General features: G+C 63.8%; 16 protein-coding genes. 15 read left to right on the plus strand and 1 reads right to left on the minus strand.

Annotated elements, in window-relative coordinates; all coding sequences use genetic code 11:
* Nucleotides 1-3 precede the first annotated feature (3 nt).
* From DM813_RS01720 to DM813_RS01785, 14 genes are read left to right on the plus strand one after another with little or no spacing between them, the layout of a single operon-like run.
* A complete protein-coding gene (locus tag DM813_RS01720) occupies nt 4-258 on the plus strand; it encodes an acyl carrier protein (RefSeq protein ID WP_128321722.1) in 255 nt (84 codons plus the stop codon).
* The gene (locus DM813_RS01725) at nt 255-800 is read left to right on the plus strand and encodes a hypothetical protein (protein WP_128321723.1); all 546 of its coding nucleotides are present in this window, start codon (nt 255-257) and stop codon (nt 798-800) included. Before DM813_RS01720 ends, DM813_RS01725 begins: the two co-directional genes overlap by 4 nt.
* On the plus strand, nt 797-2,476 hold the full coding sequence (locus DM813_RS01730) for an AMP-binding protein (protein ID WP_128321724.1): 1,680 nt from the start codon (nt 797-799) through the stop codon (nt 2,474-2,476). The genes DM813_RS01725 and DM813_RS01730 overlap by 4 nt, the downstream gene beginning before the upstream one ends.
* The gene (locus tag DM813_RS01735) at nt 2,469-3,203 is read left to right on the plus strand and encodes a glycosyltransferase family 2 protein (protein WP_128321725.1); all 735 of its coding nucleotides are present in this window, start codon (nt 2,469-2,471) and stop codon (nt 3,201-3,203) included. The genes DM813_RS01730 and DM813_RS01735 overlap by 8 nt, the downstream gene beginning before the upstream one ends.
* Nucleotides 3,200-4,138: a glycosyl transferase gene (locus DM813_RS01740; RefSeq protein ID WP_128321726.1), complete on the plus strand. Its 939-nt coding sequence runs from the start codon at nt 3,200-3,202 to the stop codon at nt 4,136-4,138. The genes DM813_RS01735 and DM813_RS01740 overlap by 4 nt, the downstream gene beginning before the upstream one ends.
* The gene (locus tag DM813_RS01745; protein WP_128321727.1) at nt 4,119-5,666 is read left to right on the plus strand and encodes an HAL/PAL/TAL family ammonia-lyase; all 1,548 of its coding nucleotides are present in this window, start codon (nt 4,119-4,121) and stop codon (nt 5,664-5,666) included. Before DM813_RS01740 ends, DM813_RS01745 begins: the two co-directional genes overlap by 20 nt.
* Nucleotides 5,656-6,081, plus strand: a complete 426-nt coding sequence (locus DM813_RS01750; protein ID WP_128321728.1) for an acyl-CoA thioesterase — start codon at nt 5,656-5,658, stop codon at nt 6,079-6,081. The genes DM813_RS01745 and DM813_RS01750 overlap by 11 nt, the downstream gene beginning before the upstream one ends.
* Complete coding sequence (locus DM813_RS01755; protein WP_128321729.1) at nt 6,078-6,680, plus strand: outer membrane lipoprotein carrier protein LolA; 603 nt, start codon at nt 6,078-6,080, stop codon at nt 6,678-6,680. Before DM813_RS01750 ends, DM813_RS01755 begins: the two co-directional genes overlap by 4 nt.
* The gene (locus tag DM813_RS01760; RefSeq protein WP_128321730.1) at nt 6,670-8,985 is read left to right on the plus strand and encodes an MMPL family transporter; all 2,316 of its coding nucleotides are present in this window, start codon (nt 6,670-6,672) and stop codon (nt 8,983-8,985) included. Before DM813_RS01755 ends, DM813_RS01760 begins: the two co-directional genes overlap by 11 nt.
* Nucleotides 8,982-9,467 (plus strand): DUF3261 domain-containing protein, encoded by a 486-nt coding sequence (locus tag DM813_RS01765; RefSeq protein ID WP_128321731.1) that lies wholly within the window; start codon nt 8,982-8,984, stop codon nt 9,465-9,467. Before DM813_RS01760 ends, DM813_RS01765 begins: the two co-directional genes overlap by 4 nt.
* Nucleotides 9,464-10,663 (plus strand): beta-ketoacyl-[acyl-carrier-protein] synthase family protein, encoded by a 1,200-nt coding sequence (locus tag DM813_RS01770; RefSeq protein WP_128321732.1) that lies wholly within the window; start codon nt 9,464-9,466, stop codon nt 10,661-10,663. Before DM813_RS01765 ends, DM813_RS01770 begins: the two co-directional genes overlap by 4 nt.
* Nucleotides 10,660-11,130: a hotdog family protein gene (locus DM813_RS01775; RefSeq protein WP_128321733.1), complete on the plus strand. Its 471-nt coding sequence runs from the start codon at nt 10,660-10,662 to the stop codon at nt 11,128-11,130. The genes DM813_RS01770 and DM813_RS01775 overlap by 4 nt, the downstream gene beginning before the upstream one ends.
* Nucleotides 11,123-11,851, plus strand: a complete 729-nt coding sequence (gene fabG, locus DM813_RS01780) for a 3-oxoacyl-ACP reductase FabG (RefSeq protein ID WP_128321734.1) — start codon at nt 11,123-11,125, stop codon at nt 11,849-11,851. The genes DM813_RS01775 and fabG overlap by 8 nt, the downstream gene beginning before the upstream one ends.
* A complete protein-coding gene (locus DM813_RS01785; protein WP_128321735.1) occupies nt 11,851-13,077 on the plus strand; it encodes a beta-ketoacyl-ACP synthase in 1,227 nt (408 codons plus the stop codon). Before fabG ends, DM813_RS01785 begins: the two co-directional genes overlap by 1 nt.
* Before the next feature lie 28 nt (nt 13,078-13,105).
* Here DM813_RS01785 and DM813_RS01790 read toward each other — a convergent pair whose 3' ends face one another.
* Entirely contained in the window at nt 13,106-14,008 is a 903-nt protein-coding gene (locus DM813_RS01790; protein WP_128321736.1) for a LysR family transcriptional regulator, read from the minus strand.
* Between the two features lie 118 nt (nt 14,009-14,126).
* Between DM813_RS01790 and DM813_RS01795 the strand changes: the two genes are divergently transcribed.
* The gene (locus DM813_RS01795; RefSeq protein ID WP_128321737.1) at nt 14,127-15,386 is read left to right on the plus strand and encodes an MFS transporter; all 1,260 of its coding nucleotides are present in this window, start codon (nt 14,127-14,129) and stop codon (nt 15,384-15,386) included.
* The last annotated feature ends 59 nt before the right edge of the window (nt 15,387-15,445 follow it).

Here is a 15,445-nt window from a genome sequence, read left to right on the forward strand (position 1 = left end):
ACCATGCAAACCCGCGAAGACATCTTCAACACCCTGCGCGATGCGCTGGTCGAATTGTTCGAACTGGAGCCTGCGCGCATCAGCCTGGAATCGAACCTGTACCAGGACCTGGAAATTGACAGCATCGATGCGGTCGACCTGCTCGATCACATCAAACGTCAGACCGGCAAGAAAATCACCGCCGAAGACTTCAAGTCGGTACGCACCGTCAACGACGTGGTCGAAGCGGTGTATCGCCTGATCAGCCCGGCGGCATGAAAAACCTGATCGGCCTCGGCCTGGTCCTGGCCGGTCTGCTGTACCCGTTTGCGGTGTATTTCGGCATCAGCCATTTTGCCCCCTGGCAATTCGGGCTGCTGCTCGGCGGGCTGTGGCTGGCCCGCGCCCTGAACCAACCGCGCCGGCCGGGCGGACACTGGATAGCACTGGTAGCCATTGCCTTCTGCGTGTTGCTGGCGCTACTCGACAGCCCGGTGCTGCTTCGCTGGTATCCGGTGCTGATCAATACGTGCCTACTCGCACTGTTTGGCGTGAGCCTGAAGTTCGGGCCGCCGGTTGTCGAGCGCCTCGCACGCCTGCGTGAGCCGCAACTGCCGGACGCTGCGATTCATTACACCCGTCAGGTGACTCAGGTCTGGTGCCTGTTCTTCCTGGGCAACGGCTTGATCGCCGCTGCACTGACACTGTGGGCTCCTTTGAGCTGGTGGACCCTGTACAACGGCCTGATCGCCTACGGCTTGATGGGCCTGCTGTTCGCTGGCGAATGGCTGATAAGACAACGTGTGCGAGGACGCTCATGAAATGGCTGAACCTTGAGCAGCTCCTGTACCCGCTGCAGACGCTACGCCCGGTTGCTCTGGACCCGGCACTGGATCACGCAGCACTCTGCACACAAGCCCTGCAGCTGGCTGCGGGCCTTGAGCAGCGAGGGGTTCGACGTCTGGCCGTGTACCTGGAAGATGCCGCGCTGCTGGCGGTAACCCTGCTTGGCGCCTGGCGCGCCGGTGTGCAGGTGCTGCTGCCCGCCGACCTGCAACCTCATACCCGCCTGCGCTGGCAAAACGAAGTCGACCTGTGGATAAGCGAGCACTCCCAGGACCATCAACTTGAAGGTTTGTACGAAGCCCCCCTGGCGGCCGCCGACCTTGATCTGGACAGTTGTTGCCTGAGCCTGTGCACCTCCGGATCCAGCGGCGAACCCAAACGCATCGACAAAACCCTGCGCCAGCTGGCCAACGAAGTCGTGGCCCTGGAACAACAATGGGGCGCCGAACTGGGCGATGCCTGCATCATCAGCAGCGTGGCCGCCCAGCACATTTACGGTTTGCTGTTTCGCATACTCTGGCCGCTGTGCGCCGGACGCCCGTTCCTGCGCCGTCAACTGCCCTTTCCCGAAGACCTGCAGTGCGCCAGCCGCCAGCACCCGAGTTTTGCCTGGGTCGCCAGCCCGGCCCTACTCAAACGCATGGGGGAGAACCTCGACTGGCCCGCCTTGAGGCGGGTGCGCCGGGTGTTTTCATCCGGGGGAGAATTGCCCGCCAGTGCGGCACAAACCCTACAGCAGCACCTGCAGCAATGGCCCACGGAAATTCTCGGCAGCTCCGAGACCGGGGGCATTGCCTGGCGCCAGGGCGAAAACCTGTGGCAACCCTTCGCCAACGTGCGCCTGAGCCAGAGCGCTGAGGGCGCTTTACGCATCGATTCCCCCTATTTACCGGAAGGCCACATCGAACAAAGTGCCGATGCCGTTGAATTCATGGCTGACGGACGTTTCCGGCTGCTCGGACGCCTGGACCGCATCGTCAAGCTCGAAGAAAAGCGCATTGCCCTGCCGCTGCTGGAAAATGCCCTGCTCGAGCACCCCTGGGTGGCAGACACCCGGCTGGCACTGATTCAGACCAACCGCGCCTCTCTCGGCGCCTTGCTGGTACTGACAGCGGCCGGGCTGCATGCCCTGCGCAATCAGGGCCGACGGGCAATTACCGAGGGTTTGCGCACGCATTTGCACCAGCACTGCGAAGCCCTGGCCTTGCCCCGACGCTGGCGCCTGTTGCATCAGCTGCCGTTCAACAGCCAGGGCAAATTGCCACAAGCCGAGGTCGAAGCGCTGCTACTCGCACCGCGAGGCACCGGCCCGGAAATTCTCAGCCAGGCGCAGCAAGGCAACGAACTGCACCTGCAACTAGCCGTTTCGGTGGATCTGGCCTGCTTCAGCGGCCATTTTCCCCAGACACCGGTACTGCCTGGGGTGGTCCAGATCGACTGGGCCATCAGCCTGGGCCAGGCCCTGCTCGACGGTCCGCGGCATTTTGCCGGAATGGAAGTGGTGAAATTCCAGCGCGTTGTGCGTCCGGGCGATCTGCTGACGCTGAACCTGCGTTTCGATCGCGAACGCGGCAAGCTTTATTTCAGCTACAGCAATGATGGCGAACCCTGTTCCAGCGGCCGTATCGTGCTGGAGGCCGACGGTGAATAAACCCTGTGCGGTGATCCCGGTTTACAACCACGAACGGGCAGTGCCGGCAGTGGTCGCCGCACTGCTCGCGACCGGATTGCCCTGCGTGCTGGTCGACGACGCCAGCAGCCCGGCCTGCGCTGCAGTGCTACATCAGCTGGCGGCACAGGAACACGTGTATCTACTGCAACTGGCGATCAACCAGGGCAAAGGCGGAGCGGTCATGGCCGGCTTGCGCGAAGCCGCGCGCCTGGGCTTCAGCCATGCCCTGCAGGTCGATGCCGATGGCCAGCATGACCTGGCCGATGTCAGCCAGTTTCTCGAACACTCACGGGCGCACCCGCAGGCACTGATCTGTGGTTATCCGCAGTTCGACGCCAGCGTGCCCAAGGGCCGTCTGTATGCCCGATACCTGACTCACGTGTGGGTGTGGATCAACTGCCTGTCCCTGCAGATTCCCGACTCAATGTGCGGCTTCCGGGTCTATCCCCTGGCGCCGACCCTGGCCCTGATCGACCAGGTGAAGCTGGGCAAACGCATGGACTTCGACACCGAAATCCTCGTGCGCCTGGCCTGGCGCAACCAGCCAATGCGCTGGCTGCCAACCCGCGTACATTACCCGGCGGACGGTGTGTCGCACTTTCGTCTGCTCCACGACAACCTGTTGATCTCGAGAATGCACGCCAAGCTGTTCTTCGGCATGTTGCTGCGCGCCCCCATAATCCTCTGGCGACGGTGGCAGGCATGAGCCGCGGCGAGCAACACTGGGCCGAGCAACAGGAACGCGGCAGCTTCTGGTTGATGAAACTGACCGCTGCAGGCGTCAGGCTGCTCGGGCGCCGCCTGCTGAGCCCGATCCTGTATGGCGTAGTGGTGTATTTCTTCCTGTTTGGCCGCACAGCCCGGCGCAGTGCCTGGCAATACCAGCAGCGTCTGGCCGCCTGGAGCGCCCAACCCGCCTTGCGCCCCAGCCATTGGCGGGTGTTTGGCCAGTTCATGGCGTTCGCTGATGCCCTGCTCGACAAGCTCGATGTGTGGAACGGCAAGCTGCGCCTGGAACAGATCGAAATCATCGACCCGGCCCTGCTACGCCCACAGTTGCGTGGCGAGCGCGGGCAGATGCTGGTAGGTGCCCACCTGGGCAATCTGGAAGTCTGTCGCGCCCTGGCGGAACTGGGCGAACAAGTGACCATGAATGTACTGGTGCACACCCGCCATGCCGAACGCTTCAATCGCCTGCTCGGCGAAGCCGGGGCAAGCAATCTGCGCCTGATTCAGGTCAGTGAGCTGGACCCGGCGATCATGCTGCAACTGAGCCAGCGCCTGGAGCGTGGCGAGTGGCTGGCAATTGCCGGTGATCGCGTACCACTGCACGGTGCGCGCACGGTCGAGGTAGACTTTCTCGGCCACCCGGCGGCTTTTCCGCAAGGCCCCTGGCTGCTTGCCGGGCTGCTCAAGTGTCCACTCAACCTGCTGTTCTGTCTCAAGCAACAAGGCCGTTACCAGGTGACGCTCGAACCCTTCGCCGCGGCCATCGAATGGCGCCGCAACCAGCGCGATCAGATCATTGCCGAGTGGGCTCAACGCTACGCCGAACGCCTGGGGCATTACTGCCTGCAAGCGCCGCAGCAATGGTTCAATTTCTACCCTTTCTGGAAGACCGATGACGATGCCTGTGCATGAGCCTGTAACCTTCGGTGAGTCACCGCTTGCGATCGAAGACGTCCTGGCCCTGGCCAACCGCCAGGCCGCGAGCCGCCTGCAGGACGATGCCGGGTATCGTGCACGCATCGCCCGCGGTGCGCAGTTCCTCGACACCCTGCTGGACAAGGAAGGCGTCATTTACGGCGTCACCACCGGCTATGGCGACTCGTGCGTGGTAGCCGTGCCGCTGGAACACGTCGAAGCCTTGCCACGCCATCTGTACACCTTCCATGGCTGTGGCCTGGGACGCCTGCTCGATGCGCCGGCGACCCGTGCGGTGCTGGCTGCACGCTTGCAGTCACTGTGCCAGGGCGTGTCCGGCGTGCGCGTGGAACTGCTGCAGCGTCTGCAGGATTTTCTGGCCCACGACATCCTGCCGCTGATCCCGGAAGAAGGCTCGGTCGGCGCCAGCGGCGACCTGACACCGCTCTCCTATGTCGCCGCCACCCTCGCCGGCGAGCGTGAGGTCATGTACCACGGCGAGCGCCGCAGTGCCGCCGAGGTCCACCAGGAATTGGCTTGGCAGCCGCTGGTGCTGCGCCCCAAAGAAGCCCTCGCGCTGATGAATGGCACCGCCGTCATGACCGGCCTCGCCTGCCTGGCGTTCGCCCGTGCCGACTACCTGCTTAAACTGGCCACGCGCATCACGGCACTGAACGTGGTCGCCCTGCAAGGCAACCCGGAACACTTCGACGAGCGCTTGTTCGCGGCCAAGCCCCACCCGGGGCAGATGCAGGTGGCTGCCTGGTTGCGCCAGGACCTTGCCATCGACGCACCGACGGCGCCTTTGCACCGTTTGCAGGATCGCTACTCGCTGCGCTGCGCGCCCCATGTGCTGGGTGTACTGGCCGACAGCCTGGGTTGGTTGCGCGGTTTCATCGAGACTGAACTCAACAGTGCCAACGACAACCCGATCATCGACGCCGAAGCCGAGCGGGTGCTGCACGGCGGGCATTTCTACGGCGGCCACATCGCCTTCGCCATGGACAGCCTGAAGACACTCGTAGCCAACGTCGCCGACCTGCTCGACCGTCAGCTCGCCCTGTTGGTGGACGTGCGCTACAACCATGGTTTGCCCAGCAACCTGTCCGGCGCCAGTGCCGAACGGGCGATGCTCAATCATGGGTTCAAGGCGGTACAGATCGGCGCCAGCGCCTGGACTGCCGAAGCCCTCAAGCTGACCATGCCAGCCAGCGTGTTTTCACGCTCCACCGAATGCCACAACCAGGACAAAGTCAGCATGGGCACCATCGCCGCCCGCGATGCCCTGCGCGTGCTGGAGCTGACCGAGCAGGTTGCCGCCGCGACCCTGCTGGCGGCCAATCAGGGTGTCTGGCTACGCAACCGCGAAGACGATGCTCGAGACTTGCCACCGGCCCTGGCCACGATGCACCGCGAACTGCGCGCCGATTTCGCCCCGGTCATCGAGGACCGCGCCCTGGATAGCGAGCTGCGCCTGTGCCTGAGCCGTATTGCCGGACAACACTGGAGGCTGCATGCGCAGTAAAGGCGTGTTGCACGTCGACACCGAAGTCCAGGTGCCGTTCTTCGATGTCGACAGCATGCTGGTGGTCTGGCACGGCCACTACGTCAAGTACCTGGAAGTGGCACGCTGTGCGCTGCTCGACCGGCTCGGCTACAACTACCTGCAGATGCGCGACTCGGGCTACGCCTGGCCGGTGATCGACCTGCAGCTACGCTATGTGCGCGGTGCCACCTTCGGCCAGCGCCTGACGGTGCGCGCCAGCTTGGTGGAGTGGGAGAACCGCCTGAAGATCAATTACCTGATCAGCGACGCCATCAGCGGTGAACGCATGACACGCGCCAGCTCCGTGCAGGTAGCGGTAGACATCGCCAGCGGCGAGATGCAGCTGGCCTCGCCACACGAAATACTCGATGCCGTGGCCAGGGTGTTGAAATGAAAACCCCGATGCGCAGCCTGCTGTGCGCCACCCTGATGCTTGCCAGTGCGCTGGCCCAGGCCTTTGGCCTGGACGATCTGCGTAAACAATTGGCTGAGCCGGCGGTGGTCAAGGGCCCGTTCATCCAGGAGAAGCACTTGCGTGCCCTGCCTCAGCCATTGCTGAGCAAAGGGCAGTTCGTCCTGGCCCGCGATCTGGGCTTGCTCTGGTTGCTGCAAACACCGATCAAGCAGGACTACCGCCTGGACGCCCAAGGCATTGCCCGCCGTGACGGCGGAGGCTGGCAGAGGCTGCCGGGCAAGAGTGCCGGCGCCGAGCAGAACCGCCTGTTCTTCGCGGTGCTGCAAGGTGACAGTAGCGGCCTGCAGCGCGACTTCGAACTCAACCTGCAAGGCGATGCCCGGCACTGGCAACTGCGCCTGACCCCGCGCTCGCTGCTGCTCAAGCAAGTGTTCCAGCACATCGACATCGACGGCGGGCGCTTTGTCGAACGGATCCAGATGCTCGAAACCCAGGGCGACCGCACCGTGCTGCGCATGCCTGCAAGCAACAGCGCCAGCCAGCTGAACGACACGGAGCGCCGCGACTTTGCCCAGTGAGCGCGTGTTGCCACGGCTGTTCCTGTTGCTCCTGATAGCGGCCCTGGCCCTGACCGGCTGGCAGTGGCATCGGGGGGCGCCGCTGTCGGCCGACCTGATGACGCTGGTGCCCGGCGCCACTCAGGACCCACTGGTGCAACGCGCCGAACAACGTATGCAAGAGCCGCTTAATCGCCAGATGCTGGTGCTGGTCGGCCATCCCCGGCGCACGCAGGCCATCGCCCTCGCTCAGCGCCTGGGTGAACAGTGGCAGGCGAGCGGCCTGTTCGAGCAGGTCCAGTGGAGTGTGCAAAGCGATTTGCAGGCGGTGCGAGAGCAGTTGCTGCAAGGCCGACTGGCGATGCTCTCGCGTACCGATCGTACTGCATTGATCGACGATCCCCAGGCCTTTGTCGAGCAGCGCGTACACAGTCTCTATGACCCTTTCAGCGGCTTCAGCCTGGTGCCCAGCCAGGACGACTGGCTGGGCCTGACCGGGCGCATCCAGGACAGTCAGCCACGCCCCGCCTCAGTGCAGCTCGACACGGCCAGCGGCGCGCTGCTGGCCGAGGCTGACGGCCAGTTCTGGGTGTTGCTGCGGGCCCGAACCCTGGGCAACGCCTTCGATATGCAGCTACCGCTGCAAGTCGCCGCCTTGCTCGACGACAGTCGCCAGCAAGCCCGCCACGATGGCGCACAACTGCTGGCCGCCAGCGGCCTGCTGTACGCCGCCAACGGCCAGCGCCAGGCCAGCCAGGAAATCACCTGGGTCGGCGGCGGCGCGACGCTGGGTATTCTGCTGTTGCTGCTCCTGGCATTTCGACGCCTGCGTGTGCTGCTGGCGTTCGTCCCGGTGCTGATCGGCATGCTGTTCGGTGCCGCCGCCTGCGTGGCCCTGTTCGGGCAGATGCATGTGATGACCCTGGTGTTGGGCTCCAGCCTGATTGGTGTGGCGGTGGACTATCCGCTGCACTACCTGTCAAAAAGCTGGAGCTTGCGCCCCTGGCACGCCTGGCCCGCCCTGCGCCTGACCCTGCCGGGGTTGAGCCTGAGCCTGGTGACCAGTTGCATCGGTTACCTGGCCCTGGCCTTCACGCCCTTCCCGGCATTGACCCAGATCGCCGTATTCTCTGCTGCCGGCCTGCTTGGTGCGTACCTCAGCGCAGTGTGCCTGCTACCCGCGCTGCTCAAGGGCACCTCGTTGCAACCGGCGCAGTGGCCGCTGACGGTCGCCCAGTGGCTGATGGCGCTGCGTAGCAGGTTGTTGGCCAGGGTTCCCAGCCCCGCGCTGCTCGGCCTGCTGATCCTGTTTTGCATTGCAGGCCTGTCGCAACTGGACAGCCGTAACGACATCCGTCAGTGGATCAACAGCTCCCCACAATTGCTTGAGGAGGCCCAGGCTGTTGCGCGCATCACCGGCTACCAGCCCACCAGCCAGTTTTACCTGGTGCGCGCCGCAGACCAGACCCAGTTGCTCAAGCGCCTGCAATCCCTGGGCACGCGCCTCGACAAACTGGTCGAGACTGAAAAGCTCAAAGGCTACATGGCCCTCAGCCAACTGGTCGCCAGCCCGGTCGAACAACAACAGCTGCGCGAGGCGCTGGCCAGACTGCCCGGGTATTGGCAGCCCCTGCTGGCCCTGGGCATCCCCGCCAGCGCACTGCAAACCGAACTGGCCCAGTTGCAGGCACTGCCACCCCTGGACATCGATAACGCCCTCAGCGGCCCTTTGGGCGAGCCTTGGCGCCCTCTCTGGCTGGGCAATGACAGTCAAGGTGTGGCTGCCATCGTCAGCCTGCAGGGCTTGAGCGATCCGGCCTTGCTGCAGCAGCAGGCAATTGACCTGGAAGGCGTCGAACTGGTGGACCGCCTTGGCGACTTGAACCGGGTGTTCGCTGCCACCCAGATCAGCGCCGCCGAGTTAAAGTTGCTGTCGTGTGCGTTGATCGTGGTGCTGCTGATCCTGCCCTTCGGCGTGGGTGGGGCATTGCGTATCGTCGCCTTGCCTCTGCTCGCCGCCGTGTGCAGCCTGGCCAGTCTCGGCTGGCTGGGGCAGCCGCTGACCCTGTTCAGCCTCTTCGGCCTGCTACTGGTCACGGCCATCAGCGTCGACTACGCCATCCTCATGCACGAACAGATCGGCGGCGCTGCCGTCAGCCTGCTGGGAACCTTGCTGGCAGCCACCACCACCTGGCTGTCGTTCGGCCTGCTGGCGGTGTCGAGCACGCCAGCGGTGAGCAATTTCGGCCTGGCCGTGAGCCTGGGGCTGGTGTTCAGCTTCATGCTCGCCCCCTGGGCCGCCACCCGCGACAAGGAACACGCATGAAACGCCTGCTGTTGATAGTGGCCATGTCCCTGCTCAGCGCCTGTGCCAGCCAGCCGCCGCTGCCTGAACAGATGCCGACGCTGGCACTGCCAATGCAGCTGCACATCCAGAGCGAGCAGGCCGACCAGCGTCAGGATTTGCTCCTGGTAATTCAGCGGGAGGGCCTCAGCCTGCGTTGGTCGCTACTGGACTTACTGGGCATTCCCCAGGCCCGGCAAGTGTTCGACCAGGGGCAGTGGCAGGCCGATGGTTTTCTGCCGCCCAATCCAGCGGCCCGCGAGTTGTTCGCTGCGTTGTTGTTTGCCCTGACACCTGGCGGGCAGCTTGAACAAAGTTACCCGGATGCCCGTGAGCACGATCAGCAGCGCTGGCTGGACGAGCGCTGGCGCGTCGATTACCGGCACGCTGATGACTTCACCTTGAACCTCAAGCAGGGCCTGCGTTATCGAGTGAGCCCACTGCCCAGCGAGACCACGCCATGAGCGCTTATTTGAATGCCCTGGGCCTGGTCTGCGCCCTGGGCCGCAACCAGGCCGAGGTTGCCCGCCATCTGTTTGCCGGTGATTGCTCAGGGATGCGCGAAGAGCACGGCTGGGTGCCGGAACGCCGTGTACCGGTTGCTGCCGTGCCCGGTACGTTGCTCGACCTGCCGCCAGCGCTGCAGTCGCGGCACAGCCGCAACAACCAGTTGCTGTATGAGGCCTGCCTGCAGATCACCCCGCAAATCGAAGCGGCGATTGCCCGCCATGGCCGCGAGCGCGTAGCCATTGTGCTGGGCACCAGTACGTCGGGCATTGCCGAAGCCGGCGAAGGTATTGCTCACTACCTGCGCGAGCAACAGTTTCCGCCACGCTATGACTACACCGAGCAGGAACTCAGTGCGCCGGCCAACTTTCTCGCCGACTGGCTGCAACTGAGCGGCCCGGCCTACGTCATCTCTACCGCCTGTACCTCCAGTGCGCGGGCCTTGATGAGCGCCCGCCGCCTGCTCGATCTGGGTGTCTGCGATGCGGTGATCTGTGGTGGCGTGGACAGCCTGTGCAAGCTGACGCTCAATGGCTTCAGCGCGCTGGAGGCGGTCAGTGCACAACGCTGCAACCCCTTTTCGGTCAATCGCAACGGCATCAACATCGGCGAAGCGGCGGCGCTGTTTCTGATGACCCGCGAGGCAAATTGCCCAGGTACCAGCGTCGCGCTGCTGGGTGCCGGGGCCAGCTCCGATGCGCACCACATCTCCGCGCCCCAGCCCGAGGGAAAAGGCGCCTTGCAGGCCATGGCCAAGGCGCTGGACAATGCAGGTCTACAGCCCGCGCAGATCAATTACCTGAACCTGCACGGTACTGCCACCCAACATAACGATGCCATGGAGAGCCAGGCTGTGCATGCCCTGTTCGGCAGCCAGCTGGCCTGTTCGTCGAGCAAGCCCATGACCGGTCACACCCTGGGTGCGGCCGGCGCGCTGGAAGCAGCGTTCTGCTGGCTGAGCCTGTCGGCGCACAACCGGCATGGGCAGTTGCCGCCGCACATCTGGGACGGTGCGTACGACCCGCAGTTGCCAAGGCTCAACCTGGTCGAAGCCGGCCAGCGCCTGCCAACTGCGGGCCCACGGCGCTTGATGAGCAACTCGTTCGCCTTTGGTGGCAACAATGTCAGCCTGATTCTCGGAGACACCCCATGATCACCTGGCCCCTGGCCGAATTGCTGCCCCATGCCGGCGACATGATCCTGATCGATCAGGTCGAGTCTTTCGACGAGGACCAGGTGCATACCCGACTGACCGTTCGCCCGGGCGGCCTGTTCAATCGCGCCGACGGTAGCCTGCCCGCCTGGATCGGCATCGAGTTGATGGCCCAGAGCGCTGCAGCGTTCGCCGGATGCCGCGCGCGCGCCCAAGGTAAACCTGCAGCGCTGGGCTTGCTGCTCGGTACACGCAAGTTCGCCTGTAATGTCGAGTGTTTTCCCGTGGGTGCCGAACTGCATATCCATGCCCGCCCCTCGCTGGAAGACGATAACGGCATGGCCGTGTTCGAATGTGAACTGCACGGCCCTGGCATTCAGGCCACGGCCCGCTTGAACGTATTTAGCCCGCCCCAGGATGCCAGTTACCTGACTGAAGCGGGCCCGGAGGATTCCCCCCATGACTGACACAATCCTGGTCACCGGCTCCAGCCGCGGTATTGGCCGGGCCATTGCCCTGCGCCTGGCACGCTCCGGCTTCGACCTGGTCCTGCATTGCCGTAGCGGCCGTACCGAAGCCGACGCCGTTGCAGAGGAGATCCGCGGGTTGGGCCGGCAGGTTCGGGTGCTGCAATTCGATGTTGCCGATCGAGCAGCGTGTGCGGCCATTCTCGGTGCTGACGTCGAAACCCATGGCGCCTATTACGGTGTTGTGTGCAATGCCGGCCTGACCCGCGACGGCGCCTTTCCGGCCTTGAGCGAAGAAGATTGGGACCAGGTGCTGCGCACCAACCTCGACGGCTTCTACAACGTCCTGCACCCGTTGATGATGCCAATGATCCGCCGTCGCGCGCCGGGCCGGATCGTGTGTATCACCTCGGTATCGGGGATGATCGGCAACCGGGGCCAGGTCAACTACAGCGCCTCCAAGGCCGGTGTGATTGGCGCCGCCAAGGCGCTGGCGATTGAACTGGCCAAGCGCAGGATCACCGTCAACTGCGTCGCCCCCGGCCTGATCGACACGGCCATGCTCGATGAGCATGTGCCCGTTGAAGAGCTGCTGAAAATGATCCCGGCGCAACGCATGGGCACCCCGGATGAAGTCGCCAGTGCCGTAAACTTTCTGGTGTCGACTGAAGCGGCGTACATCACCCGTCAGGTGCTGGCGGTCAACGGAGGGTTGTGCTGATGAAGCGCGTGGTGGTCACCGGCATGGCCGGCATCACATCCCTGGGCAATGACTGGGCGACCATTGCCGGGCACTTTACCAGGCATCACAGCGGCATCCGCCGGATGCACGAATGGGATCGGTTCGAGGAACTCAACACACGCCTGGCCGGCCCGGTCGATGATTTCAAAGCCCCCGATTACTGGACCCGCAAACAGTTGCGCAGCATGGGCCGGGTGTCACGCCTGGCCGTGGCCGCGGCCGAGAACGCCCTGCGCGATGCCGGCCTGCTCGACGACCCGGCGATTCGCGATGGTCGCATAGGTGTGGCTTGTGGCTCGTCCACCGGCAGCACCGACGAAATGAAAACCTTCGGCAACATGCTGCTCAACTCGGTTGCCGAAGGCCTCAACGCCAATTCCTACGTGCGGATGATGCCGCACACCACCGCCGCCAATATCAGCATTTTCTTCGGCCTGACCGGGCGCCTGATCCCCACTTCCAGTGCCTGCACCAGTGGTAGCCAGGGCATCGGCTATGCCTATGAGGCAATCAAGTTCGGCCGTCTGCCGCTGATGCTCGCCGGAGGTGCCGAAGAACTCTGCCCGACCGAGGCCATGGTGTTCGACGCACTGTACGCCACCAGCCTGAAAAACGATGCCCCACAGAGCACTCCCAGCCCTTATGACAGTGGTCGTGACGGCCTGGTCATCGGTGAAGGCGGCGGCATGCTGGTGCTTGAAGAACTCGAGCACGCGCTGGCCCGTGGTGCACACATCTACGCCGAGATTGTCGGTTACGGTACTAACGCCGACGGCCAGCACACCACCCGCCCGGAGCAGGTAACCATGCGCCGCGCCATGGAACTGGCCCTGGAAGACGCCAGCCTCGCGCCCGAAGCCATCGGTTACGTCAATGGCCACGGTACCGCCACCGAACAAGGCGATATCGCCGAAACCCTGGCCACCAGCAGCCTGTTCGGGCCACGCATGCCGATCAGTTCGCAAAAGAGCTTTCTCGGCCATACCCTGGGCGCCTGCGGTGCGCTGGAGTCCTGGTTCAGCATCGAGATGTTGAACAGCGATCGTTACGTGCACACCCTCAACCTGGTCAACGTCGACCCGCAGTGCGGGGAGCTGGACTACCTGTGCGGCGACTGGCGGCCAATGAGCAACGAGTACGTGATGAACAACAATTTTGCCTTTGGCGGGGTCAATACGTCGTTGATTTTCCGGCGCTGGCCTTGACCTTGCCCGCAATCGTCGAAGCCGCCCGTCAAACGGGCGGAATCAGCGCGCGTCCCCCCAGCAATGAAGCAAATGCGCTGGCCATTGCCGAGGTCGACTCACGGCGCTGTACCAGCCATACAGCCGTCATCGCCTCGCTGTCGAGCAAGGTCCGGTAAACCACGCCATCGATACGCATGCGCTGGAACGACGCCGGCAGCACCGATACCCCAAGCCCCGCCGAGACCAGGCCGATAATGGTCATCGCCTCGCTCGCCTCCTGGGCAAAATGCGGGCTGAAGCCCGCCTGCCGGGCAAGGCTCAGTAGCTGCGCGTACAAGCCGCTGCCATAGCTGCGAGGAAAGAACACAAATGGCTCGTCGGCCAGCGCGGCCATGTGCAGCCCACCTTCACTGCCTTCGGCCAATGGATGGGCAGCATTGATGACAGCCACCAGCGGTTCGCGGAACAGCTCGGTTGCCACCAGGCTGTCGGGCAACGACAACGGGCGTATCAAGCCGATTTCGATGGATTCGTCGAGCAAGGCGTCGGCGACCGCCTGGCTGCTCATTTCCTCAAGGTTCAGGTGCACGGCCGGAAAACGCTGGCGAAACGCGTAAATGGCCTTGGGAATACTGGAATTGAACGGTGCCGACGAGGTGAAGCCGATCTTCATTTCGCCCAGTTCACCTAGCTGCGCGCGGCGGGCCACATCGGCGGCCTTATCCACCTGAGCCAGCACCAGGCGCGCCTCCTCAAGGAACAGCCGCCCCGCCTCGCTGAGCGCGACCCGACGATTGGTACGCTCGAACAGCCGCGCGCCCAGCTCCTGCTCCAGCGCCTGGATCTGCTGGCTCAGGGGCGGTTGAGAGATGCCCAACAGCTCGGCAGCCCGGCCAAAATGCAGCTCTTGAGCCACCGCAATGAAATAACGCAGGTGACGCAATTCCATAATCGCTCCAATAGGTCGTAAAACATCTCAAACAGGTCGAACAATATATTGGAAATGATCATTAGCCAGCTATATGCTTTTTTCACTGCCTGTCTGGTTGTGACGCCCGAGGTCACCCGTGAAAACTGCTGTTGCTCCACTCGTCCACGATGTTCCCCCGCTCCCTGTCGACGCCCCCGCCGCCCTTGCTGAACGCTGGATAGAAAAAGGTACACCGGCCTTTCTGCGCACGGTGCTGGCCTTGTTCTGCGGCGGCTTCGCCACCTTTGCACTGCTCTACTGCGTGCAGCCGATGATGCCGATGCTGTCCCATGAGTATTCGATCAATGCTGCACAAAGCAGCCTGATCCTCTCGGTGTCGACGGGCATGCTGGCCTTCGGCCTGTTGATCACCGGCCCCATTTCCGATCGCATCGGCCGCAAGCCGGTGATGGTCTTCGCGTTGTTTTGCGCCGCCTTGTGCACCATCGTCAGCGCACTGATGCCCAGCTGGCACGGCGTGCTGCTGACCCGGGCGCTGCTGGGGCTGTCGTTGAGCGGCCTGGCCGCGGTGGCCATGACCTACCTCAGCGAAGAGATCCACCCGCAACACATCGGCTTGGCCATGGGCCTGTACATCGGCGGCAATGCGATCGGCGGCATGAGCGGCCGGCTGATCACCGGCGTGCTGATCGATTTCGTCAGCTGGCACACAGCCCTGCTGGTAATCGGCTGCCTGGCGCTGATCGCCGCCGTGGTGTTCTGGAAAGTGCTCCCCGAATCACGCAACTTCCGCCCCCGTTCAATGCATCCGCGCAGCCTGCTTGAAGGCTTTACCCTGCATTTTCGCGATGCCGGCCTGCCGTGGCTGTTCCTTGAGGCATTCCTGCTGATGGGGGCGTTCGTCACCCTGTTCAACTACATCGGCTACCGCCTGCTGGCCGAGCCCTACCACATGAGCCAGGCGCTCGTCGGCCTGCTGTCGGTGGTGTACCTGTCGGGTATCTACAGTTCGGCACAAATCGGCGCCCTGGCCGACAAGCTGGGGCGGCGCAGGGTGTTCTGGGGCACCATCGTACTGATGTTCGGCGGCCTGTTGATGACGCTGTTCAGCCCCTTGCTGCTGGTAATCGTCGGCATGCTGGTGTTTACCTTCGGCTTTTTTGGCGCACATTCGGTGGCCAGCAGCTGGATCGGGCGGCGCGCGACCAAAGCCAAGGGGCAGGCCTCGTCGCTGTACCTGTTCAGCTATTACGCGGGGTCGAGTGTGGCCGGGACGGCCGGTGGCATTTTCTGGCATGAGGCCGGCTGGAACGGCATCGGTCTGTTTATCGGCAGCTTGCTGGCGGTGGCCTTGCTGGTGGCATTGCACCTGAGCCGATTGCCGGCCAAGGCGTGAAGATCGCCGGCAGCCCGGCTCCACACAGGGTGGAACCGGGCTGCCGGTGGAACAGTCTT

This window comes from Pseudomonas alkylphenolica (genome assembly GCF_004025535.1).
GTDB classification, from domain to species: Bacteria; Pseudomonadota; Gammaproteobacteria; order Pseudomonadales; family Pseudomonadaceae; genus Aquipseudomonas; species Aquipseudomonas alkylphenolica_A.